Genomic DNA, 24685 nt, shown 5'->3' on the forward strand with positions numbered 1-24685 from the left:
AGGGGGATCAGATGGCACATTCTATCGGAACAATCAAAGAAATAAGCGGGATTGTTATTGCGCGAAGCGCATCGGGCGAAGAAAGAGTTTTACATGTTGGCGATACGATCAATTTTGAAGATACTATAAGCACTATAGGTGCTGGTTCTCATGTCGTTTTAGCTTTAGCCGATGGTCGTGAAATTGCCCTTAATGGTAATGATGGTGTGCTCCTTGACCAGAGTGTCTATGCCGCCGGAGAAGGATTCGGGCAAGATGCCGTTGTATCTGGGCATACAATGGATGCGGTAAACTCCAACCAAAGCGTAGCCGATATTCAAGCCGCCTTACTTGCCGGTAAAGATATTAACCAATTAGAAGCAACGGCTGCAGGTGATACGGCAGCTGGGGCTGGCGGTGCTAATCTCGTGTCAGGTTTTGCAACAGCACAATATATGACCGGTGGTAGCGAAAGTACCGTAACGGCAGATTATCGTACATTGGGTGGTGGCGCTGGTGGTGCCTTGGCATTTGATGCAGGCGGTACCCCCATTGATCCAAATGATTCCCCACTTATTTCGGATGTTACGGCGTCTCAACTCGAAGCACTGGATGGGCTAAACACATTTAATGGAAGCCTCGCAACGGGAACGGATGCTGATGGCAATCCTCTTACCTACACAATCGTTGCTGATAGTGTTAGTGTCAATAACGAAATAATTACCACTCCTGTGACGGTAATCGTAAACCCAGATGGAACCTATACGGTTACAGGTGACTTTAATGTGCTTGCTGTCGGGCAAACTGCTACGGTTATATTCCAATATGTGGCTAACGACGGACAAGGTTTTGATGGAACCGATGGGGTGAATGCAAGCTCTATCAGTACGCCTGCAACAGTAACCTTAACCATTATGGGAACCAATGACGCCCCTGTGATCTCCGATGATAGTCAAATTACAGGAACAGCCACAGAAGCTGGAAATGAAGATAATGGTACGGTGATTGATGCAATCCAAGCAACAGGTTCAATGTACGCTAACGATGTCGATTATAATGCCGTTCTTACATGGTCTGTTGATGAAAATGCAACGCCATCAACGGGTACTTATGGAACATTTGCAATAGATGCTACAACAGGCAAATGGACCTACACTGTTGATTCAACACCAAGCTCAGCTGCTGACCAATTGGCAGAGGGTGAAAGTGTTCAAGAAACCTTTACCGTCATTGTTACCGATGATCAAGGTGCAACTGCTACACAAGAAGTAACGATTACGGTTGTTGGCACAAATGATGTACCAGTGATAACATCAAGTTCAGAAGATGCGATGGGTAGTGCAAAAGAAGCTAGCACATTAGGTGATGGAACAATTGTCGCAGGGTATGATGCTACAGGACACTTAACATCAACCGATGTAGATCATCATGCGACAGCGACATGGTCAGGGGATACAACAGGAACCTATGGAAGCTTTGCGATTGATCCATCAACAGGAGTTTGGACATATAAAATCGATAATACTGCAGGCTCAGCAGTCGATAAATTGGCTGAGGGCGAGACTAAAACAGAGACATTTACTGCCACAGTAATGGATGATAAAGGAGCTATTGCTACCCAAGAAGTTACGGTGACCATTATCGGAACCAATGACGCTCCTGTAGCAGTAGCGGATGAGAACAGTATCAAAGAAATGGGAGATGGCAATATTTTCAAAGGAGAATTTGATCTTGGAACTCCATTTGCTACAATTGGAGGCCATGTTCTTTCCAATGACACTGATGTCGATAACAGTAATTTAGATGTCAAAAGCATCACATCAGACTTGAATGGCAATAGTGATAGTACACCAAATGGCCTTGGAAATTTAGTGATACAAGGAGAGTATGGTACTTTAAGTATAAATCAGTCTACAGGAGCATATTTCTATACCCTCAATAATAATAATACATCGGTCAATGCACTTAATGAAGGGGATACACTCAAAGAGACCTTTACATACGTTGTTACCGATAATCAAGCAGGAAATCCATTAACTGATACCGCACAACTTACGATTACTATAAATGGAACCAATGATGCCCCTGTGATTTCAGGTACGCATAGCGGAACAGCCACAGAAGCAGGTAACCTTGATGATGGAAGTATTGTTGCTGCAACTGAGGCGACAGGTACACTTATCGCATCCGATGTTGATAACTCAAATCCAACATGGTCCGTGAATGGAACAGGCGTAGGACTCTATGGTACATTAAGTATTGATTCTGTAACGGGAGAATGGAAATATATCGTTGATCCTACAGTAGGTTCAGCCGCAGATAGGTTGGCTGAAGGACAAACGCGTACAGAATACTTTACTGTAAATGTAACCGACAACGAAGCTACTAATCCAAAAACAGATACCCAAACAATCAAGATTACTGTTGTTGGAACCAATGATGTACCAGTAATTACCAATGGCTCAGATGCCCTAGTAGGTACGGTTGTTGAAGCAGGGAATAACGATGATGGTAGCGTTGTTGCAGGCGTAGCAACCATTTCAGGACAACTTAGTGCAAGTGATGTCGATTATCATGCAACCCAAACATGGAGTGTGGAGGGAACACCATCCACAATATACGGAGCGATTTCCGTGGATGCCAATGGCAAATGGACCTATACACTTGATAACACACTCACTGCGACACAAGCCCTTAAAGAGGGTGACACCGTTACTCAAGACTATACCATTCGAGTTACGGATGATAAAGGTGCCTATGTCGATCAAACGATTACAGTGACCATTCAAGGAACCAATGACGCTCCCGTTGCTGTGGCAGATGTTAATAGCGTTACAGAAGCAGGAAGTGACACGATAGGTCAACCTAGCGCAATAGGCAATCTACTCTCCAATGATACCGATGTAGATCATAATGCGAATTTGGATGTTGCTTCTATTAATGGAGTTCAACCGCACTTTGGACAATTCTTTGTTTTAGGCGAGTATGGTGTTTTACATGTAAACCAAGCAAATGGTAAATATGAATATGTCTTAAATAATTTAGACAGTAGTGTCAATGGTCTTGATACTGGTGAAAAATTGACCGAAACGTTTAATTACACAATTACCGATGAATATGGCGCAACATCAACGTCAACATTGAGCATTACGATTAATGGTGCTAATGACGCTCCAACGATTTCTGTTGATACAGGTAACTTCCTCAACTGGAATGATACGGTGTATGAATCTGCTTTACCAGATGGTACGCACCAACACGGTACAACAGCTATTGCGACAGGAACCTTTAGCATTGGTGATCCTGATGGGTTAGATGACATTAAATCCATCAGTGTTGCAGGCACATCGTTTACAGTTTCATCGGCTAATAACTTCTCCGATCTTGTAGGACAAACAGTCAATACAGCATATGGCACAGTAGCTATTACAGGCTATCATAATGGCACGTTTGATTATACTTACACATTAACCTCTGCCACAACCGATGTTAAATATGTAACAGAGACAGACCATTTTACTGTAACCGTTTCCGATGGCGATACATCAAACAGTGCAACAGTAACCGTCAATATTGTCGATGATGCGCCTATTACAGTTAAAGATGCTCAAACGGTTAATGAAGATGCAGGAAGCATTACTGGTAATGTTGTGAGTAACGATCATGTTGGTGCAGATGACATCGGCTCTGTAGCGTTTAAAAATGCAATCCATAATGAAGTTGCAGGAACCTATGGCACATTGTCTTACGATAACACAACAGGTGCTTATACATATACCTTAAATGCAAATGCCCAAACTTTAGCAGAGGGAGATAGTTTCAAAGAGAAATTTACCTACACTTTGACCGATGGCGATGGCGATACCTCTAAAAATACCTTAACGATTACGGTAACAGGTGTTAATGACCAACCAACGATTACAGTCAATACTGGAAATGAGGATAATAGTAATGATACAGTCTATGAATCAGGCTTAGATACAGGTACACATGCGTCTGCTTCAGCATATCCAACTGAGGCAACAGGAACCTTTACAATCGGTGATGTAGATGGCTTAGATGATATAAAATCTATTACCGTTGCAGGTACAACATTTAATGCGGTTGAGTCCAATAATTTTGCGGGTATTGTGGGAGAAAATGTTCATACAACCTACGGTGATGTAACTATTGCAAGTTATGATGGTAATGGTCAATTTACGTATACGTATACATTGACGAATCCTGTAAACAATGTTTCTCCAGTCGATGGTGAAATCGGTAAAGACTCTTTCACAGTGAGTGTTTCAGATGGCACAGTTTCAAGTACAGATGCAACAGTAACGATTGACATCACTGATGATGTACCAAGCGTGAGTGCATCAGGTACTCTTCCAACATCATTTGAATTGGCAATAACCAATTATGATGCTAGTTCTGTTGCTGGTTACAACAGCAGTTTTGGTTATTATGTAAAAGGAGTGAATGGAGAGCCAACAACGGGTGTTGTGATTTGGGATGGTGTTCATGGTACCAATGCAGCAGCCTCTGTGACAATCTCTGGCTATACACCAGATCAAATCGGCTTTTTTATCATTCCTAATGGTGATAATACAAATTCAGCACTTAATAATGGATCGAACGTTAGCTTTATTCAAGTAAATGATGAATGGCAAGCTACGCTTGATGGAAATACCCCATTGTCAAGTGCCGTTGGACACGTCTTGTTTGATAATACAGCACTTAACTACGATGCAAGTTCAGGCGCTTATACTTATGTTGTAAATAATAATTTACCTGGCAATCTTAATTGGGAAGATACTGCAGGTGGTGGAGATGGTGATCATAACGATGTCAATATTGACGCAATATGGGCAGAAAAAGCTGCTCTTAGTGTTGATGAGAGTGACTTGAGCAAAGATGCAACCAGTGACTTTAGTTCAGCCTTTACCTTTAAATATGGTGCAGATGGTGATGGAAATATAGCCTATACATTAAATGCTGATACCAACAAATCAACAGGTCTTTATGATACTGCAACAGGTGAAGAAGTAACGTTACATGTAACAACAAACGGTGTTGTTGAAGGCATTGTCAGCGAAGGTGGTGCAGACGTTGTCGTCTTTACACTCAGTGTTGATGATGCAGGTAAAGTCACGATCGATCAACAACGCGCTGTAATGCATACGGATTCGACAAATCCAGATGATGTTACGGGCATTGCTTCAGGATTGGTAAATCTAACTGCAACGATTACGGACGGTGATGGTGATAGTAACTCTGCGACAATTGATATTAGCAGTACGATTCGCTTTGAAGATGATGCACCTATTGCTGTTGCAGATACGAAAACAACTGATGAAGATGCAGGCAGTATTACGGGTAACGTTTTAGGTAATGACACAGTAGGAGCTGATGGCATTGGTTCTGTTACCTTTAGCAATGCGACAAACAACGAGGTTACAGGTACTTATGGTACGCTTTCTTACAACAGTGCAACAGGAGCATATACTTATACGCTTAATGCCAATGCTCAAACATTGGGGACAACTGATCATCCTCAAGAAACATTTACTTATACCGTTACAGATAAAGATGGCGATTCTAGTACAGCTAACTTAACCATTACCGTTAATGGACTTAATGATGCCCCAACTGTTAGTGCAGTAACATCAACGACAACGGAGGATGATGATGCTTATACTATCAACCTTTTAAGTGCCTCTAATGCTCATGATGTTGACAGTGATACGGTTAGCTACGTTGCAAACAGCGCAACGATTACCAGTAACACAGATGCTGGAGGATTGAGTGTTTCAGCAGACGGTGTTGTGACTGTAGACCCATCGCATTACAATTACTTAGATGATGGTGAGAGTGTTGTTGTTACATACAGTTTTACGGTAACGGATGGCACTGCAACAACATCAAATACTGCAACCATTACCATTAACGGAGTCAATGATGCACCAGTGTTTGTGACAACTGATGATCATACGAAGCCACAAACAGAGGCATATAGCTTTAACTACAATGAAAACAGTGCTGCTGATACGGTTCTTGGTACAGTTGCTGCAATAGATGCTGACACACATGATCATGTTACATATTCTATCACGAGTGGTAATGATGCCGGTTATTTTGCAATCAATTCTACGACAGGTGAGATTACCCTTACCGAAGCAGGTTCTAATGCATTTACCAATGACTATGAAGCACTCAGTAATCAACACAATCTTGTTGTAGGGGCGAGTGATGAAACGGTAATGACAACAATAGGTGTAACACTCAATGAGCAAAATGTCAATGAAGCGCCAGTAGCAGGGGATGATACTTATGTGATTAGCGGACTTAGTGGCCAATACTACGTCTATCATGAGGGTAGTAATCTTGATGGAGCTAACTTAAGTAACATTGCTCAAGTAGAGAATTTTATCGATAAAACAACGCCTGATGCTACGTTTACAGCAACGACGCTTGATTATGGATTAAAAAGTGATGGTGTTACCGCGTTGTTTAATACTAGTTTAGGAACAACTGGAAATTTAGCAGCTTTCTTAGGCTCAAATGCTACGAATGAAAGCATAAATAGCGATCATGGTTCTGATGCTATTATCAAATTGAGTGGATCGATTGAATTGAATGCGGGTAGTAATTATAACTTCCAAGTTTATTCTGACGACGGTTATGCTATTTATGTTGATGGTTCTTTGGTTTCCTCATCCAATAGTAATCATGCACCAGCTACAACGACAAGTGCTAGTTTCACTGTTGCTGAAAGCGGTACACATGATATTAGCATCGTGTATTGGGATCAAGGAGAACGATCTGTTTTAAAAGTAGCACTTAGCGACGATGGTGGTAACACATACCATGTACTCTCAGGCACATCCGATGGGCTTTCCCATTTGGTTACGAATGAAGATACACCGTTGATCATCGATGCAAGTACATTACTCGCAAACGACAGTGACGTCGATGGCGATACCTTAAGTATCGTGGGTATTACTCCACCAGATTCAGCGCAAGGTACACTTACAACGACAGACGATGGTAATGGACACATTACGTCTATTATCTTCGATCCAACAGATAACTACAATGGCGATGCAACCTTCACCTATACGATTAGTGATGGCAATGGTGGCACAGATACTGCAACCGTGACGTTACATGTAAACCCAGTTGATGACGCGTCTGTCTTAAAAGCAGATACCAATACCGTCTATGAAGACAATGCTGCTACAGGTAATGTCTTAAAGAATGATAGTGATGTGGATAATACCCTCACTGTGAAAACCTTTACCATCGGTGGTGAGACCCATAATGCAGGTGAGACGGTTACGCTTGCTTCTGGAACATTAACGATCGGTTCCGATGGTGATTACACGTTCAAGCCAGTTGATAACTGGAGTGGCGATGTTCCTCACGTCACCTATGAGACCAATACAGGTTCAACATCAACCTTAGATATTACAATTACAGCCGTAGCCGATACCCCAACGGTCAGTATCTTAGGAACAAGTGTTGTTTCTCAAACCATTGATCTTTCTAACGTTTCGTCATTAGGCAACGGTTTTACGGTTATTGCGTTGAAGGCAGATGGTACACAGGGTACCATTAGCCAAAATACTGATCCTTCACATAGTGGATTTGGTGTTGTTGGAGCTACTCTAGGAGATGCAGATCCTACTGAAATTGGTTATTTGAATAACGGCAAATCAGAAGCCTTGGATGTTAAATTTGATAATGCTGTGACATCTATTAATGTTTCTTTTGCATGGTTAAATAAAGATGAAACGTATGGCGTTGAATTTTACAGTACGGTTAATGGTGAGAGAACACTCCTTGATACGATGACATATACAGGAGGAAGTGATGGCATTGAAGACGAGGTAACGCTTTCTCCAGACTCTGCTTTTGATGAAGTTGTGTTCTATGCTCCTGGTGCGGGAGATGACTATTTGATTCACTCTATTACCTTTGATAAAGAGGTTTCTTCCTCAACGGTTACAGTCGATGATACAACAAGGTCAACTGAACTTCATGTCTCTTCTGCTTTGACGGACACAGACCATTCGGAAACATTGAGCACAACTATTAGCGGTTTAGGTGAAGGATTTGTCTTAACCGATGGTACCAATACAGCTACTGCAGGGAGTGATGGGGTAATCAATGTGACGGGTTGGACACTCAGTTCATTAACGCTTACAACGCCAGTTTATGCAGAAAATGGCACTTACACATTGACGGTTACAGCGACAGCAACGGAGACATCTAACAGTGAGACAGCAAGTGCGACTGCAACCGTTGATGTAATTGTAGCAGATAGCAGTGAAGTGACTGCCGTAGACGATACGGTGGCAGTTGTTACGACGACATCACCATTGATATCAGAATCGAATGTAATTAATTGGGATAATGATTCAATTACCGCAAAGAATAATCATTCTTCAACGACCTATTCTGACTATTTTAATATGACTCAAACTGGCTCTGTACGTGTAGCGATTGATACAGCTAATGCGCATTCAGATGGGATCAATAGTGATAAAATTTATGTAAAAATAGATAATTCTCACGATGCAACATTACAATATCATAGTAATGGTTCTTGGTCATTGGTTAGCAGTCAGCATGCTACATGGGCAGATGGAACATTGACATTTGATAATGTAGCAAGTGGTTACTATAAATACATGACAGTCATTGCTTACGATAATACTAGTGGCACTGGTAATAGTTCAAAATTAACTGTTAACTTATCTGACTTAAAATCGTATACAACGACAACAGTTACGTCTACTGAAGCATGGAACAATGTCGGTGCAGAAGCAGCAGTCTTAGCCGCAGGAATTATCGCGGGTAATGTCTTAACCAACGATGCACTAGGCTCTGAGGGTGCGAAGATCACACAAGTGGGTACTCAAACTACTATTGTAGATCATACGATTACAATTGATGGGACTTATGGAAAGTTGGAGATGAATACAGACAGTGGAGATTACAAATATACACTTCATACTTCAACCGATACTAAAACAATTAATGGTGAATCGGATGTCTTTACCTACACCCTTGCACAAGCCGATGGTGATACTGCAACTGCTAATTTGACTTTCAACTTTGCAAACGGTAGTACGACTGCAACGACAGGTGATGATATCTTGGTTGCGACATCAAATAGTGGTGTAACCCTCTACGGTGGTGATGGCAATGATACCCTCTACGGTGGCGATGGCAATGACACGCTTAATGGCGGTGCTGGAAATGATCATCTTTATGGTGGTGCAGGTAATGATACGCTTAATGGCGGGGATGGCGACGACTACCTTGATGGCGGAACAGGAGCGGATAAACTTTACGGTGGTGCTGGAAATGATACCTTGGTTTACGACTCAGCAGATACTGTCATTGATGGAGGAACGGGTACTGATACCTTGCTCTTCACATCCAATGACACGGTTGATTTTAGTAAGATTACTGACTTAGATACTAAAGTCAATAGCATTGAAGTACTGGATCTCACTAAAGCAAGTGTTTCTCTTGAAAACCTTAATCCAAAGGATGTCTTAAGCATTACGGATGATGCAAATACAGTACTCAAGATATTGGGTGGTAATGATGATACTGTTACAGGACAAGGATGGACACATGCCTCTGATCAAACAGGCGTTGAAGCTGGCTTTACACGCTATGAAGGCAATGTTGATGTGAGTGGTGTGACAACACCTATCCATATTGATGTACAAGACACTGTTGTTCATACAGACTTTAATTAATGCTCATTAAAGTCATCCTTGGCTTCATGCTTTTACATGTAAGCCTTTTGGGAGGGGAGTTTAGGCTCTCCTCCTCTTTTTTTTCTTCTTTACATACCGAAAAATCCAAAGCTATTTTTAAAAATTATGAACATTTTATGAATGAAACGAGTTCTAAACCTTTACATGTAAAACTGGAAGCGGTCAATTTTTACATCAATGCGTTTGTGGGTGCGTATGATGAGCAGACGTATCGCAGTGAGGATTATTGGGCGAGTCGTTGGGAGTTTTTGGAAAACGGAGGAGGGGATTGCGAAGACTACGTAATTGCTAAGTTTTACACGCTTAAAGATTTAGGGATTGACCCTAAAAAGATGGCGCTAGGCATTGTTCAAGACATGGACAATGGAAGTTACCATATGGTACTTCTTTTTTTTGAAAAGCCGCATACTGAGCCTTTAGTCCTCGATAATCTCAGCTTTAAAATTCTGCCACTGAGTAAACGCTATGATTTAAAAGTCAAAGAGTGTATGAACGAAGAGGGCTATTTTAAGCTTGAAAACAATGAACTTGTACGCAATCCATCACGCAGAGGAATTAAAAATTATGTTGAGATGCTAGGGCGCAATCAAAAAGAGTTCTTGTGGCAACCTGCGTTTTTACATGTAAAAAATTTCGGAGAGACCAAGCGATAAAGCGAACTTAAAGTTTACTGCTTAATACATAGTCAAACGCTTCACGAAAACGCTTCACATCATGCTATAATATTTTTACATGTAAAGCGTTTTTCACTTTCTGTTTTGAAGGATTCATATGTCACTTAAAGTTGTTCTCTCGCATAAAACAGAATATCATTATGACCGCTACGTTGCGCTCTCACCCCACATCATTCGCTTGCGTCCTGCACCGCATAGTAGAACACCTATTGAGGCGTATTCTCTTAAGATAAAACCCGAAAACCATTTTATCAACTGGCAGCAAGACCCGTTTGGCAATTACTTAGCCCGCATCGTCTTTCCAGAAAAAACCAAAGAATTGTGCATTGATGTGGAAATTATCGCCGATTTGATTACCATTAATCCATTTGATTTTTTTGTCGATGAGTACGCGAAAGATTTTCCATTTGTCTACAAAAAAGAGCTTCAAAAAGAGCTGATTCCTTACCTTGAAGAGAGCGAAGATGGCGCATTACTGCGCTCATTTGTACGCTCATTGGATTGTAAAAAACGCCCCATTATCGACTTTTTAGTCTATCTCAACTCTGAAATTAACCGACACCTCGCTTACACGATTAGACTCGAGCCAGGGGTGCAAAGCTGCGAAGTGACGTTGGAGAAGAAACTGGGCAGTTGTCGTGACTTTGCGTGGTTGTTGGTGCAGGTGCTCCGTCATTTAGGGCTTGCGGCGCGTTTTGTCTCAGGCTACCTCGTGCAACTTAAAGCCGATGTGGCTTCACTCGATGGTCCAAGCGGCCCCGAAGCGGATTTTACCGACCTGCATGCGTGGACAGAAGTCTACATTCCAGGAGCTGGTTGGGTTGGGTTGGACTCGACCAGTGGACTGTTTGCAGGAGAAGGGCACATACCGCTTGCGTGTACCCCTTCTTATGAGAGTGCTTACGCCATTGAAGGGCTGAGCGATCAATGCGAAACCGAATTTGTCTATGACAACACGGTTACGCGCATTTTTGAATCACCACGTGTCACCAAACCGTACCGTGATGACCAATGGGAGGCTATTTACAATCTTGGATTTGCGGTCGATAAAGCCTTAGAAGAGGGCGATGTGAGGCTTTCGATGGGTGGCGAGCCGACCTTTGTTTCCATCGACGATATGGAGGGCGATGAATGGAACACCAAAGCCGATGGTGCGCACAAACGCACGCTTGCCGATACGCTTTCACGTAAACTCTTAAACTCCTTTACGAAAGGCGGCATGTTGCATTACGCGCAAGGCAAATGGTACCCAGGTGAGCCGCTTCCAAGGTGGCAAACCTCCATCATTTGGCGCAAAGATGGCAAAGCGATTTGGAACAATCCTGAGTTGCTTGCCGACATGAACGCTACCTACACCTACACCAACGACGATGCCAAGCGCTTTTTAGCTAAACTGGCATTAACCCTTGGTGTGAGTGACCACAATATCGTTGAAGCGTACGAAGACCCGCTTTATTACATCATCAAAGAGTCTGAACTGCCCATTGATATCGACCCGATGAAAGCGGATTTATCGGATTCATTGGAGCGAAGAACGATTGCCAAAGTGCTCTCGCAGGGGCTCAATAACCCTGTGGGCTATGTGTTACCACTGAATTTTGGAGCGACACAATGGGTCACTTCGGCGTGGGAACTTAGACGCGGTTATTTGTACCTCAGTGCAGGCAATTCACCCCTTGGACTGAGACTTCCTCTTGCCTCTTTGGTTGAAAAACCACATACTGAACTAGCCCTTCGTTTTGAGCCCGACCTTTTTGCCAGTTATCCCAACCTTGGCGAGTATGCAGAAAATGCCAAAAAACGGTGTGAAAAAGCCGATGCAGACGTGTTGGAAACGCCCGTGGTGAACACGTTTGTTCGCACCGCATTGTGTACGGAAGTCCGCGAGGGTAAGCTCTATGTTTTCCTTCCGCCGCTCAATCATTCAGAGGCGTTTTTAGACCTGATTGCCTGTATTGAAGCCGTTGCTGAATCTTTACATGTAAAGGTTGTTTTGGAAGGCTATGAGCCTGCGCATGACTTAAGGCTTGATCGCATCAAAGTGACACCTGATCCAGGAGTTATTGAAGTAAACATTCAGCCAGCCACCTCATGGAAGATGCTCAGCGACAATCTTTTGTTGCTCTACAAAGATGCCAGAGAATCACGTTTGGGGACGGAAAAATTTATGCTAGATGGCAAACACACGGGCACAGGCGGGGGCAATCACGTCACGATTGGTGCGCTTCGTCCTGAAGACAGCCCACTGCTTCGCCGTCCCGATCTGCTTCGAAGTCTCATTACCTTTTGGCAACACCACCCAGGGCTTTCGTACCTTTTCTCGGGTGCGTTTATAGGTTCTACGTCCCAAGCACCACGCGTGGATGAGGGCAGGGTGGAAAATCTGTACGAGCTTGAGATCGCGTTTTCGCAGATTCCTGAGGGTGAGCCTGTGCCGTTTTGGCTCACTGATAGGCTGTTTCGCCATATGCTGACCGACATCACGGGCAACACGCACCGAAGTGAATTTTGCATCGATAAACTCTATTCGCCCGATTCTAGCAGTGGCAGGCTCGGCATTTTAGAGCTAAGGGCGTTTGATATGCCACCACACGCTCAAATGGCACTGTTGCAGATGCTTTTGGTACGCACTTTAGTGGCTGTCTTTTGGAAAAAACCGTACAAACACAAACTCGTTCGTTGGGGTACGCAACTGCACGATAAATTTTTACTGGAGCATTACGTTAAAGAAGATGTGCGTGACATTGTCGAATTTTTGCAAGCGGAAGGGTATCCATTTGAATTAAATTGGTTTGACCCTTTCTTTGAGTTTCGTTTTCCGCTTTATGGCATGAGCACGATTGAAAACATGCACTTAGAACTGCGCGCCGCCATTGAACCATGGAATGTGTTGGGCGAGGAGAGTAGTTCGCAAGGTACGGCACGCTATGTGGACTCTTCCTTGGAGCGCGTGCAGGTCAAAGTGCAAAACTTTACTCCTGAACGTTATACGCTTACATGTAATGCCGTAGCGATTCCACTAGCGCCTACAGGTATGGAAGGGGAGTTTGTCGCGGGCGTGAAGTATAAAGCGTGGGAGCCGTACTCTGCACTTCATCCAACGATTGGCGCGGACACGCCTTTGGTTTTTGATGTGGTCGATACATGGAACAAACGCTCCATCGGTGGCATGACCTACTTTGTCGCGCATCCAGGAGGGCGTAATTACGACACCTTCCCTGTGAACAGTTACGAAGCAGAATCCCGTCGCATCAACCGTTTTTGGGACTTTAACCATACCCAAGGTGAGGCAGAGTACCAAACCAGTTCGGTTGTCACCCAACATGCACTTTCAGCTGAGGGAAGCGAGCGTACGGTTGTCGTACACAAACCAAAAGCACTCAAACAGTTTGTGTTTCAAGAGTTACCTATAAGCAGTGAATTCCCTCATACACTCGACCTTCGACGCAAATGGAATGTACAAAAATGAATTTTTTAGATACGTACACCTCTGCTTCATTGTTTGATGAGATGTTGGATGAAGGACTTGTGGTTAGGGAACATTGGAAAGCACTTTTAGAGCGCCTTGAGTCAATGAGCAGTGAAGAGCTAGAGAGCAAGCAAGCAGAAATCACATGGCATCTAGAAGATAACGGTGTCACTTACAATGTGTATAATGACCCAGAGGGCAATGGTAACCGCCCTTGGAGTTTAGACCCTATCCCTTTTGTCATTGCAAAAGAGGAGTGGAAAGAGATTAAAAAAGGGATTAAACAGCGAGCAAAACTTTTAAATTTGATTTTAAAAGATTTATACGGTGAACAAAGGCTTTTAAAAGAGAATATTATCCCCGCTGAAGTCATTTTTGGGCATAAGGGTTTTATTCCTGCGGTGTATGATTTTGGGTTGAGAGAAAATTTTCAACTCTACTTTTACGCACTCGATATGGCACGAGGCCCTGATGGAAAGATGTGGGTTCTCAATGACCGCACCCAAGCGCCCTCAGGCTTGGGGTACGCGGTGGAAAATCGTTTAACGATGAATATTGTCTCGAAAGACCTCTATCCTGAACACGAGATTAAAAAGCTGTTGCCGTTTATTGACGAGTTCAAAAAGCTTTTAAAAAAACTCTCCAACGGTGATATCTCCAAAGCGGCACTTTTAACACCCGGACCGCACAATGAAACCTACTTTGAACATGCGTATTTAAGCTCATTTCTGGAAATGAATCTGGTTCAAGGCGATGATTTGCTGTGCAAAAACGGTGCATTGTGGCTTAAGAGTTTAAGTGGACTCAAACCAATTAATACTTTATTAAGACGTTTGGATGACCGTTTTTGTGACCCGTTGGAATTACGTAATGACTCAAAATTAGGCGTTGCAGGTTTGGTTGATAGTTTAAGAGCGGGTAATCTCTCAATGATAAACCCTATCGGCAGCGCCATTGTCGAAAACATCGGGCTCAATCCATTTATGGAGCGTATCTGCCACTATTTTTTAAATGAAGAACTCCTTTTGCCGCAAATCGCGACATGGTGGTGTGGTCAGAGCTTAGAGCTCGAATATGTTTTGAACCATTTTGATAACCTTATCATCAAAAAAATTGACCGTACCGAAGCGATTCAAACGCATTTAGTCAAAAAACTTTCTACGGAAATGAAGATACAGTTGAAAAATAGCATTATTCAAAATCCTCACCAATACGTTGCTCAAGAAGAAATCAATTTTTCAACGACACCCTTTTATGCCGATGGTAAAATTGAACCTCGCAATGCGGTAGTACGAGCGTATGCCCTCAAAAAAAATGATAATTATACGGTCATGAATGGCGGATTGGTTCGTGTATCTGCCTCAAAAGATGCTCTTTTAGTCTCTTCTCAAAAAGGTGGAACGAGTAAAGATTTGTGGATTTTAGGGGAAGATAACAAGATTGATATGAGTACGATTTTTACATCGCTTCCTTATGTCGATGTCTCTATTCACAATATGCCGACCCTTAAAGCGGAAAATCTTTTTTGGCTTGGGCGCTACCTTTCACGCACCATTACCTCCATTCGCTTGATTCGGTACGCTATCAAAAAACTCATGAATCTCAACCACTATGAAGGCAGTATTTCATATGAATCTTTAAGTATTTTGGAGAAATCACTCACGCACCTTACGATGACGTATCCCGGTTTTTTAGATGAAGAAATTGCCAAAAATCCACTCAATGAAATTCAATCTTTGTTGAAAGATAAGAGCAAGCAAGGCGGACTCTCTTTTACGATGGAGATGCTTGCTAATGCCAATATGTCTATCAAAAGTCTACTTGCCATTGAAGCGTGGAAACTCTTTGATAAAATGCAAAAAGAGTGGAAAAGCTTTATTCGCAAGACCAACTCTCCAACCCGAACCATTTTGAGTGAATTAGATAAACTGCTTTTATATTTGATGGCGTATAAAGAGCTTGTCGAAGAGAGTATGTTTAAAGAACAAGGGTTGATTTTATACGACATTGGCTTCAAAATAGAATCGGCACTTTTGATGATTTCAAAAGCACGTTCTATGCTTTGTGTGAAGCATGAACGTTCCGTCAGTTACGATGTTTTAGAAGGGCTTTTGCATTCTTGTGAGAGTTTTAATGCTTACAGGACACAGTATAAAAGCTCGCTCCAACTGGAAAACGTCTTAGAATTTTTAATTTTTAACCCACAATTTCCAAAATCCATTGCGTATATCACCAATGAGCTTTTGGAAGATTTAAAAGCACTTCCTAAGAGTAAAAAGTATCTTAGTAGTTATGAGACGCCTATTTTTCAGGCTTTTTCATCTTTAAAACTCACGAATGTCTCTTCGCTGATGCAACTAGAAGAAGGAGAAGGCGTTTATGGTGCATTGGATGCTTTTTTTGCAACCTTAACCAAGCATTTCTCGCTCTGTTCGTTAGAGCTTTCCAAAACCTATTTTTCACACTATGATGAGTAAGCCATGATGTACGAAATTTACCATAAAACAGCGTTTAAATACGAAAGCATTGTCACCTTTAGCCATAACCTTGCTAGACTTAAACCGAAAAATACGCCATTTCAAAAGGTCGTGGACTTTGAAATGGAAATTATGCCTTTGGCATATGAGCAAAATGAATTTATAGATATGTTTGGTAATGCGACAACACACCTCTTGATTCGTGAGGCGCATGAGTCTTTGTCGGTCATTGGGAAGTCGCATGTGATGCTCGATGCTGAAGCGATGCTCTCACACGTCAATCGTATGAGAGAGCTTAGTATGAGCTACGAAGAGGCACTTAATTTATTGCAACAGTTTGATGTCAATGCTTTAGAAGCAAAGCCTTTTATGTTTGATTCTGAACTCATCCCTAAAGCTTCACGTGAAATAGAGGCGTATGCGAGACGTTCGTTTGAGCCTAAACGCAACCTTGTGGACGCTGCAAGTGAATTTATGGAACGCATTTTTAATGACTTTAAATTTGTCGCAGGGTTTAGCAATATTACGACACCGATTGAAGAGATTTTTGAGGCCAAAAAAGGCGTTTGCCAAGACTTTACGCAGTTTGCGATTGCCGCTCTTCGCTCCATTGGATTGCCTGCTAAATACTTAAGTGGCTATATCGAAACGATTCCTGCCCAAGGTATGCCGAAGCTTTTTGGTGCTGATGCATCGCATGCGTGGTTTGCCCTTTATATTCCTAGTCTTGGTTGGCTTGAGTTTGACCCGACGAATAATGTCATTCCTATTGGACAGCATATACTCCTTGGAAGTGGTAGAGACTATAACGATGTCGCCCCACTTAAAGGAGTCGTCTTCAGCAGTGGGCAGAGTGAACTTTCCATTGAAGTGGACGTACGGAGCGTACTTTAGAAACGTTTTACATGTAAAATGAATTTACATGTAAAACGCTAGAAATTATTTTGTGCGGATTCGATTTTGATGATGCGAAAGGCTATGGCATTTTGAAAAATGAGTGCATAGTCATAGCGACAGGAGATGATACCATCGCACGGTGAAATGATGGTTTGGATGAGTGTGCCATCCAGCGAATTGTAAATGCGCGCCAGAGGCTGACCGTGAACGACGTATTCTCCAATGGGCGCTAATGCATCAAACAGACCTGCGGCGGTACATTTGATAGCTTCGACATCATTGGGCATGACAAGATTGCCGTGTGAACCTTCAAACGTTGAAAATTCAATCAACTCTTTTTTGGCTAAAAAACGGATGATGGCATCGAGTACTTTGTTGGCTTCTACTTTCCTAAGTGAGCCTTTTTTGCCTGAAACCAGTGCAAAAGATTTGGCGTTCCATACTTGCCAATTATAATTCAATGAGGCTGTATCGGTTGGGGTTGCTTCTTTGACATGGATAAAATCAAGCCCGAATGCTCTAGCATCCTCCACACTTTCCATACCCGTTTGCAACACTTTCACGTAGGGAATGCACTCCACATGGTCTTTTCTCGCTTCGAGTAAAATCGCGTAGTCGTAATTATTGGTTTTTTCAAATAACCTTGCGGCAATTCTTTGGGTCGTTTCTCCTTTTTCATAGCCTGGGAACATGCCATCAATGTCAGTGTTATCCAGAGGCCAAAAGCTTTTTCCCATGTTAAAAGAGTAGGGATTGACGGTAGGAACGATAAGAATTTCACCTTTGATGAAAGCAGCATTTGCCAGTTCGCTTTGACGTAAAAAGCGCACCAATTGAGAGGCTATCCACAATTGGTCAATGGCATTGCCCATCATAGGCCCTACAATGACGCAACTAGGCGTTGTGTCCGCTTTTCCAAACCGAAACCCCTTGACTTTGAGAGGATTGCGGCTTAGAGAGCTGATTTCAAATAAAATTTCTTCTTTCATTGGGCAGTTTCCTTTTTAGGGTCTTCAAGTATTCGTGCAAGAAGTGAGCCTTCATACACAACCGGGTATTCGCGAATGGTAAAGAGCAAGCCGTTGCAAGGGCTAATGATCGTCTCTTCAATGGTTCCAGAAAGAGGATTGATAATTTCTCCTAACTTTTCACCTTTGAGAACGGAGACGTTATGCTCTAAAATAGGAATGAAAACACCCGCTTTAGACGCATTGACAAAAAAGACTTCTGAATTGAGCGTCGAAACAGAGGTTTTTGTTGTGGGTAAGACGGGTCTTTCGATGATGCCCACATGCGCAAGCAAATTTAAAATGCCTTTGGTAAGGCTCTGTCCGTACTCTTTGGTGATGCGCATACCCACACCCATTTCAACCACAAGCGTTTTGGTTCCAAGGGAGTTCATCGCGTGTGCAAACGTGGATTCTAAAACGGTGACAGCATCGTGAACCCAGATAAAATCAATATCGAGTTTTTCTGCCAAAGGAATCAACTCATCAGCGGTTGAGCGGCTAATGCGTACTTGTGGAAGTTCTCTTAAAAAGATGTTGCTGGCATGAATATCTATTGCATAGTCACTGCCTCGAACGGTATCGACAATAGCGCTTGCCACTTGTGCAGGCAAAAAATCAGAGGTATTCCCTGGAAACGTGCGATTTAAATCGACATCGTAAAAAGGAAATCCCCGTGTGATACTGTCAATGCCCATAGGATTCATCGAAGGGTAAATATCGACGATGCCTTTAATGCAATGTTTGTTGTTATTTAGCCATTTAGCCAGCAAATAACAGACATACTGCCCTTCAATTTCGTCGCCATGAATGCCCGTAACAATAGAGATGCGTTTGGTAGACGTAGTGATATCTTCAGGAGAAAATCGGTTACGTCTGAGCGATAAGGTTTCATTGACAGGTAAATTGACATGGAACACTTCTTCAATCATTGCTCATCCCTTCCGATACGACCTGTAATCTCTAAAATATGTTGGCGCTTACCGATGTAACTACCTCTGTGAATTTGGCACTCAGAAAAATCACGCCCATGCGCTAGTTTGATATACGGCTCATCGTTGATAAGGGTTCCATGAAGCGGGTCAAATCCTCTCCAATCACCATCAATAAATGCCTCAACCCATGTATGTGTTTGGTTGGTTCCATCAATGAAGCCATTGGCAAAACGCGCAGGAATTTGACTCAACCGCAATAACCCTATCAGCAGATGACTAAAATCTTGGCTCAGCCCCTCTTTGTAGAGCAAAAACGTTTCCAACCCTTTTGCTTTTGTATTTTCCATCGGTTTAAATTGCTCATAAACAATTTGTGTCAGCATCAATGCTTTTCTAAAATCGGTTACGGGAAGTTTGATAGCATGCAAAAAATCGCGCATCATTAGGCTAAATGGAATCAACGTTGAATGTGACAAATAAAGTTCCACAGGCTCATGGTCATGGTACACGTAAGGCGATAGTTCTATCTCACCTTCGATACTTGTTTTTAAGGCACGATGCGGTTTGCCTATCATTCCATAGGTGAGATGATTGCCAAATCCATCCATCGTTTCAAAATAGGGTACACCATCGTTGATACGAAGGCTCCACGAAAGAAGCTTCTGTATCGCGTTGTTAAAAGGCACTATGCGTAAACAAAACTGATGGTTGCGTACTGGCTCATCAAAGGTGAGCGTAAAATCATAAGAAAAATTAACTTTCATGCGTTGTGGTCAATGTCCCAAATACTGAATTTATTTTTTGCAATACTTTTGCTTTATTGCTCGTTGAGAGCGAAAGCTTTTTACAATTTGGTCGAACTTTCTCAGCGATGATATTGAGTTTTTCAACATCCATAAGCGCTGCTTCAATACTATCAAAAATGCGCATACTAAGGTCCATGCGTTCAATGATTTTACCCAATTCAATCAAAGGTGCTTCTTTGGATTCGACCAAAGATAACTCCAAATTTCCCCAAATGGCATCTAGCTCTTGCAAGGTTGATTCCAACCAAAAAAGCGATACCACAGGTTCCATTTGGGCTTGTTGGTATTTCAGATAAAGCGCATTGATACGGCTAAACATACGGTTTGGCAAATGTGAACGTGTCAAGATGGCATTTTCTCGTGCGCTATTAATGACATAGACGAGGCTTACAAACTCCAACTCAAAAACACTTTTTCGCAAAAATGCCTGTGATGAGTCGTAGTTAAGCGCAATACCTAGTCTTTCATAAAGCTCTTTGGCTTCATCAAAGTTTTCATCAATAATTTTATCAAAAAGACTAATCACTAAACGCGTCATACTCTCAGCTCTTTGGATATAACGACCTACCCAATAAAGGTTTTCTGCTGTTTGTGGTGCAATGAGTATCATAGTCTATCCTTTAAAACCCAAGTATCTTTAAATCCGCCTCCTTGAGAGGAGTTCACGATATAGCTGGTTGGGTCCATCGCAAAGCGGGTCAGCCCTCCTGGCCAGACAAAAATATCTTCACCGTAAATGGAAAACATCCTGAGGTCTGCTTTTCTTGGGGAGAGTTTACTCTCTTCATCCAGACATTCAATATCGTAAAATTCGATGACTTCTTGAGCGATAAAACGTCTAGGCTCTGCAATAATGGCATCTTTAAGTGCTTGACGCTCATTTTTAGAGAGTTTTGAACCAAAAACTACGCCATACCCTCCCGCTTCCGCAACATCTTTAATCACCAAGGTGCGCATATTTTGCAAGATGTGTTGCCTGTCTTTTTCAAAAAAGGCCAAATAGGTTGGTGCATTTTGTAAAATAGGTTCTTCATTCATGTAGTATTTAATCATTTGTGGCACAAAGTAGTAAATGCCTTTATCGTCCGCAATGCCATTGCCGATACTGTTCATTAAAGCGATATTTCCCGCGCGGTACGCTTGGGTAATATTTGGCACGCCAATGAGCGAATCAGGATTGAACTCCACAGGGTCAAGAGCATCATCATCAAGGCGTCTGTAAATGGCTCCAACACGTGCTTTCTTGCCATTATACGTTTTAAGATAGACTTTGTCTTTCTCGACAAATAAGTCTTCTCCATTGGCAAGAATAGCGCCACTTTGTTTCGCAAGATAAGAATGTTCATAAAAGGCTGAATTGTAACGACCAGGGGTCAAAATCACATTGATACCGCCTGTGCTAACATAGTCCATCGCTTCTTCTAAACGTTTAGGATAATCAAAAACACTTTGAACAGCAATTTTTTCAAAAAACTCAGGGAAAACTTTACGGGTGAGCATACGCAAAGAGAGGGGATAACTCACACCGCTTGGTACGCGTAGATTATCTTCAAGGACGACCCATCCATCCCCAACGCTGTTCTTCACAAGGTCGATACCGCTGATGTGTACGCGTATGTTCTTTGCAACCTTGGTATGGGCAAAAGCAGGTAAATAAGCTTTTGATGAAAAAACAAATTCACTGGGAATAATGCCATCTTTTAAAATTTTTTGGTCACCATAAATATCTTCTAAAAACAGATTGAGAGCGTAAATGCGCTGCGCAATGCCTTTTTCAAGGTATTCAAATTCTGCTTTTGAGACGATACGCGGAACAATATCAAAGGGAAATTTTCGCTCAATAAACGCATTGTTTTTAAACAAGTTAAAATTGATTGCCTCGGTATTCATGTAGGAGAGTAGTTCTTGAACGCGCTCTTTGTCAATCGTATTTAAGATGCCCTTAAAAGCATCGTAGAGTGGACTTTGTGACTCAATCATTGCTATGGACCCTTACCCTTTCACCTAAGTTGTGATAAGCACAGTTTATCACAAAATTAAGCAGAGAAAGAGGGAAAAATAGGATTTTTTTGTTTATTTTTTAAACAGTAACATATGTGTGACAAAAGTGCCCATTTTCCTTTACCAAATATAGGCAAAGATAAGACCTTCTATCAAAAAAAGAGAACAAAAGAGTAGATTCCATTTCAAAGAGACATCCATCGGCGTGACGTTCAAATATCTTGCCGTCATCAGCGACATGCCTGCAAACGGTGAAATGATAAACGAGATAGACGCTGAGAGAAGCAAAATCAATGCAATAGAGACAGCTGAGAGTGGGAGTGAAACCGCAAGTAAGATTTTGCCAAACATGACCGCAAGGACTAAAGGATGGATACCGCATAGCGCGATCAATATAAATACAAGTGGAATGATCACAATGGAGAAAATGCCAAGGTGATTGACGCTGCCTTGCAAGAGGGGTTGAATATGGTTCAAAATACCGCTATGGTCCACTGCACCTGCGAACAGACCCACCGCGATAAAAAAGACTGAAAAATCGGTCGCCTGCGTGATGCCACCTTTCCAATAGAAGTTCAAAACGTTCTTAAGTTCGGCATTTTTGAAAAAAGAGGCGATCCAGACCGTTGAGACAAGAGCCCCTGCGAGTAAAATTCTCCCGGTTGCCGAACCGATGGAAAACTTTTCAAAAAGCGCTATCAGCAGCAAAAGGGAGATGACCACAAGGATGATTTGCACTGTTTGCATGGGTGCATTTTTGGCAATAGACGATGTTTCAGGTAAAGGTATGGTGAGGATGGGTTTATTTAATCTTGAAAAATGCTCTAACAGATACGATGTCAGCAAACCAATCATGCTTAAAAGAAATCCTGGCAAAAACATCTGTGACCATGAAACATGGGTGACTTGCATGACAAGCAGTATGATCACCGCTCCTGGCGCCCAAAAAAGCACAAGTGAATACCCGCGCATAATGGCGGTTGCAAAAAAGCGTTGATGCTCCGAAACGTTATTTTTAAGCGCTTTGTTAAAGAGTGAAACCATCACGGGCACGGTTCCAAAGAGTAAAAAGCTTGCAAACAGATTGGTGACAATCATCGCAAAAAGGTAGAGTGAACTCTCTTTTTTAAAAAGTCTTTTGAGCCAATACTCAACGGTGTCGCTGTAACGTCCCACTTCAATTGGAATGGCAAAAAGCTGCATCACCACGATAATGGCGATAATGTTGGTCATCGACGTGAGCGATTGTATCCATATGGAAAAAGGGAGTTGGTAATAGACAAGTATGCCGCTGCCTAAAATCAAAAAGAGCAGGGTAATGGTACGAAACCCTTTTTTTTGCATCACCAGACCAAAGCCAAACAGAAGCACCGTAAAAAACGTCAAGAGTTCTAAATTCAAAGGCATAAAAAGCTTAATAACATGTAAAAGCGTAATGGCCAAAAGAGCCATTTTACAGATGGTTTTCATCGATATTCCAAAAATAAAGTGCGTTATTGTAGCGAAAAGAAGGTTATAACAACGCAAAGAGCGCTACACTAACCTTTAAATTTTGGGAAGATGAAATCTTTACATGTAAAGATTTTAAAGTTAGTTTTTAATCTTCTGTTCTATATAGTTAATGGTTAAATCTAACTCTTCAATTAATCGCGGAAATTGGTTTGGAACCGCTACCCATTTAACTTGGAGGCTTTTTAACATTCTTAAGGAATGTGGAAAGTAACGTTTATAAAAACGCAATTCGTATATTGCTGCTGTTTGGCGGTCAATATACATAGCGCCATTACCTATTGGAGGCTCAACAAGCTCCTTGACTAGTTTATGATACGCTTCAAATTCTTTCCAAAAATGGTTTGCTTTCCTTTCAGATTGGAACTTATATACACCAAATATGAAAGAAACGGCTACCCCAAAAGCAGAAAGTTGAGTTCCATAGTTTTTTAATAATTCGAGTTATAATTCCATGCGTGCCCTACAAAGTATAAGGTAATTTGAAACATTATATCAAATATTTGATATAGCAAAAAAATATGTATTTAACTTTTTACATGTAAAGCCAAAAAACAAGATAACCCCAGTCAATCCTTTCATCAATCAATTTCCCTTGCGTGCCTTTCAGTTTATGTTATAATCTTCAAAGTTTCAGTAGCATCACATTTTAAAGGAATGGCCATGTCGTATTGGAAATGGGATCCCTCTTTTTCGGTGGGTATTGCGGTGATTGATGATCAGCATAAGCGTATGATTGCGTATATTAATGAACTCGGTACGATTTCAATTTACCACGACAAAGCAAAAATTCGTGCGGTGCTTGAGGCGTTGAAGGATTATACCGTCTCCCATCTTGCCTTTGAAGAGAGTTTGATGGAAGAAGCAGGGTATCCTAACCTCGAAGCGCACAAGCAGATTCATCTTGCTTTTATTGAGCGAATTTTATTTTTTAAAGAGCGCTATGAAAGTGGTGAGGACATTTCCAGACAGCTGATGATGGACCTTCAAATGTGGCTGATCAATCACATTCAACACGAGGATGCTGACTATAAAGAGGCCGTTTTGGCAATGCTTCACGAAAAGAAAGTTTCACCTATGGAAACTCTGCAAACAGAGGGTTGGCTTTATACGCATATGAATAAATTTTTTAAATAATAATGGTGCTTT

The 24685-nt window shown here is 41.9% G+C and carries 12 protein-coding genes; 6 read left to right on the forward strand and 6 right to left on the reverse strand.

Annotated elements, in window-relative coordinates:
• The first annotated feature begins 11 nt into the window (after window positions 1–11).
• From AC5SLP_RS04020 to AC5SLP_RS04040, 5 genes are all read left to right on the forward strand, one after another.
• Entirely contained in the window at window positions 12–9740 is a 9729-nt protein-coding gene (locus AC5SLP_RS04020; protein ID WP_495253839.1) for a retention module-containing protein, read from the forward strand.
• Window positions 9740–10414, forward strand: coding sequence for a transglutaminase-like cysteine peptidase (locus AC5SLP_RS04025; protein WP_495253840.1), 675 nt, complete (start codon window positions 9740–9742; stop codon window positions 10412–10414). The genes AC5SLP_RS04020 and AC5SLP_RS04025 overlap by 1 nt, the downstream gene beginning before the upstream one ends.
• A gap of 118 nt (window positions 10415–10532) precedes the next feature.
• A complete protein-coding gene (locus tag AC5SLP_RS04030) occupies window positions 10533–13904 on the forward strand; it encodes a transglutaminase family protein (protein WP_495253841.1) in 3372 nt (1123 codons plus the stop codon).
• The gene (locus AC5SLP_RS04035) at window positions 13901–16381 is read left to right on the forward strand and encodes a circularly permuted type 2 ATP-grasp protein (protein ID WP_495253842.1); all 2481 of its coding nucleotides are present in this window, start codon (window positions 13901–13903) and stop codon (window positions 16379–16381) included. The genes AC5SLP_RS04030 and AC5SLP_RS04035 overlap by 4 nt, the downstream gene beginning before the upstream one ends.
• A gap of 3 nt (window positions 16382–16384) precedes the next feature.
• Window positions 16385–17275 (forward strand): transglutaminase family protein, encoded by an 891-nt coding sequence (locus tag AC5SLP_RS04040; RefSeq protein ID WP_495253843.1) that lies wholly within the window; start codon window positions 16385–16387, stop codon window positions 17273–17275.
• Between the two features lie 38 nt (window positions 17276–17313).
• On the opposite strand, the gene AC5SLP_RS04045 is transcribed toward AC5SLP_RS04040, so the two are convergent.
• From AC5SLP_RS04045 to AC5SLP_RS04070, 6 genes are all read right to left on the reverse strand, one after another.
• On the reverse strand, window positions 17314–18267 hold the full coding sequence (locus AC5SLP_RS04045) for a M14 family metallopeptidase (protein ID WP_495253844.1): 954 nt from the start codon (window positions 18265–18267) through the stop codon (window positions 17314–17316).
• The gene (locus tag AC5SLP_RS04050; RefSeq protein WP_495253845.1) at window positions 18264–19217 is read right to left on the reverse strand and encodes a M14 family metallopeptidase; all 954 of its coding nucleotides are present in this window, start codon (window positions 19215–19217) and stop codon (window positions 18264–18266) included. Before AC5SLP_RS04050 ends, AC5SLP_RS04045 begins: the two co-directional genes overlap by 4 nt.
• The gene (locus AC5SLP_RS04055) at window positions 19214–19984 is read right to left on the reverse strand and encodes a transglutaminase family protein (protein WP_495253846.1); all 771 of its coding nucleotides are present in this window, start codon (window positions 19982–19984) and stop codon (window positions 19214–19216) included. The genes AC5SLP_RS04050 and AC5SLP_RS04055 overlap by 4 nt, the downstream gene beginning before the upstream one ends.
• The gene (locus tag AC5SLP_RS04060; protein ID WP_495253847.1) at window positions 19974–20636 is read right to left on the reverse strand and encodes an alpha-E domain-containing protein; all 663 of its coding nucleotides are present in this window, start codon (window positions 20634–20636) and stop codon (window positions 19974–19976) included. The genes AC5SLP_RS04055 and AC5SLP_RS04060 overlap by 11 nt, the downstream gene beginning before the upstream one ends.
• Window positions 20633–22006: a circularly permuted type 2 ATP-grasp protein gene (locus AC5SLP_RS04065; protein ID WP_495253848.1), complete on the reverse strand. Its 1374-nt coding sequence runs from the start codon at window positions 22004–22006 to the stop codon at window positions 20633–20635. Before AC5SLP_RS04065 ends, AC5SLP_RS04060 begins: the two co-directional genes overlap by 4 nt.
• Window positions 22007–22147: 141 nt before the next feature.
• Window positions 22148–23497: a hypothetical protein gene (locus tag AC5SLP_RS04070; RefSeq protein WP_495253849.1), complete on the reverse strand. Its 1350-nt coding sequence runs from the start codon at window positions 23495–23497 to the stop codon at window positions 22148–22150.
• Between the two features lie 702 nt (window positions 23498–24199).
• Between AC5SLP_RS04070 and AC5SLP_RS04075 the strand changes: the two genes are divergently transcribed.
• On the forward strand, window positions 24200–24673 hold the full coding sequence (locus tag AC5SLP_RS04075) for a bacteriohemerythrin (RefSeq protein ID WP_495253850.1): 474 nt from the start codon (window positions 24200–24202) through the stop codon (window positions 24671–24673).
• Window positions 24674–24685: the final 12 nt, after the last annotated feature.

The sequence above is a fragment of the Sulfurospirillum sp. E15m genome (assembly GCF_059415145.1).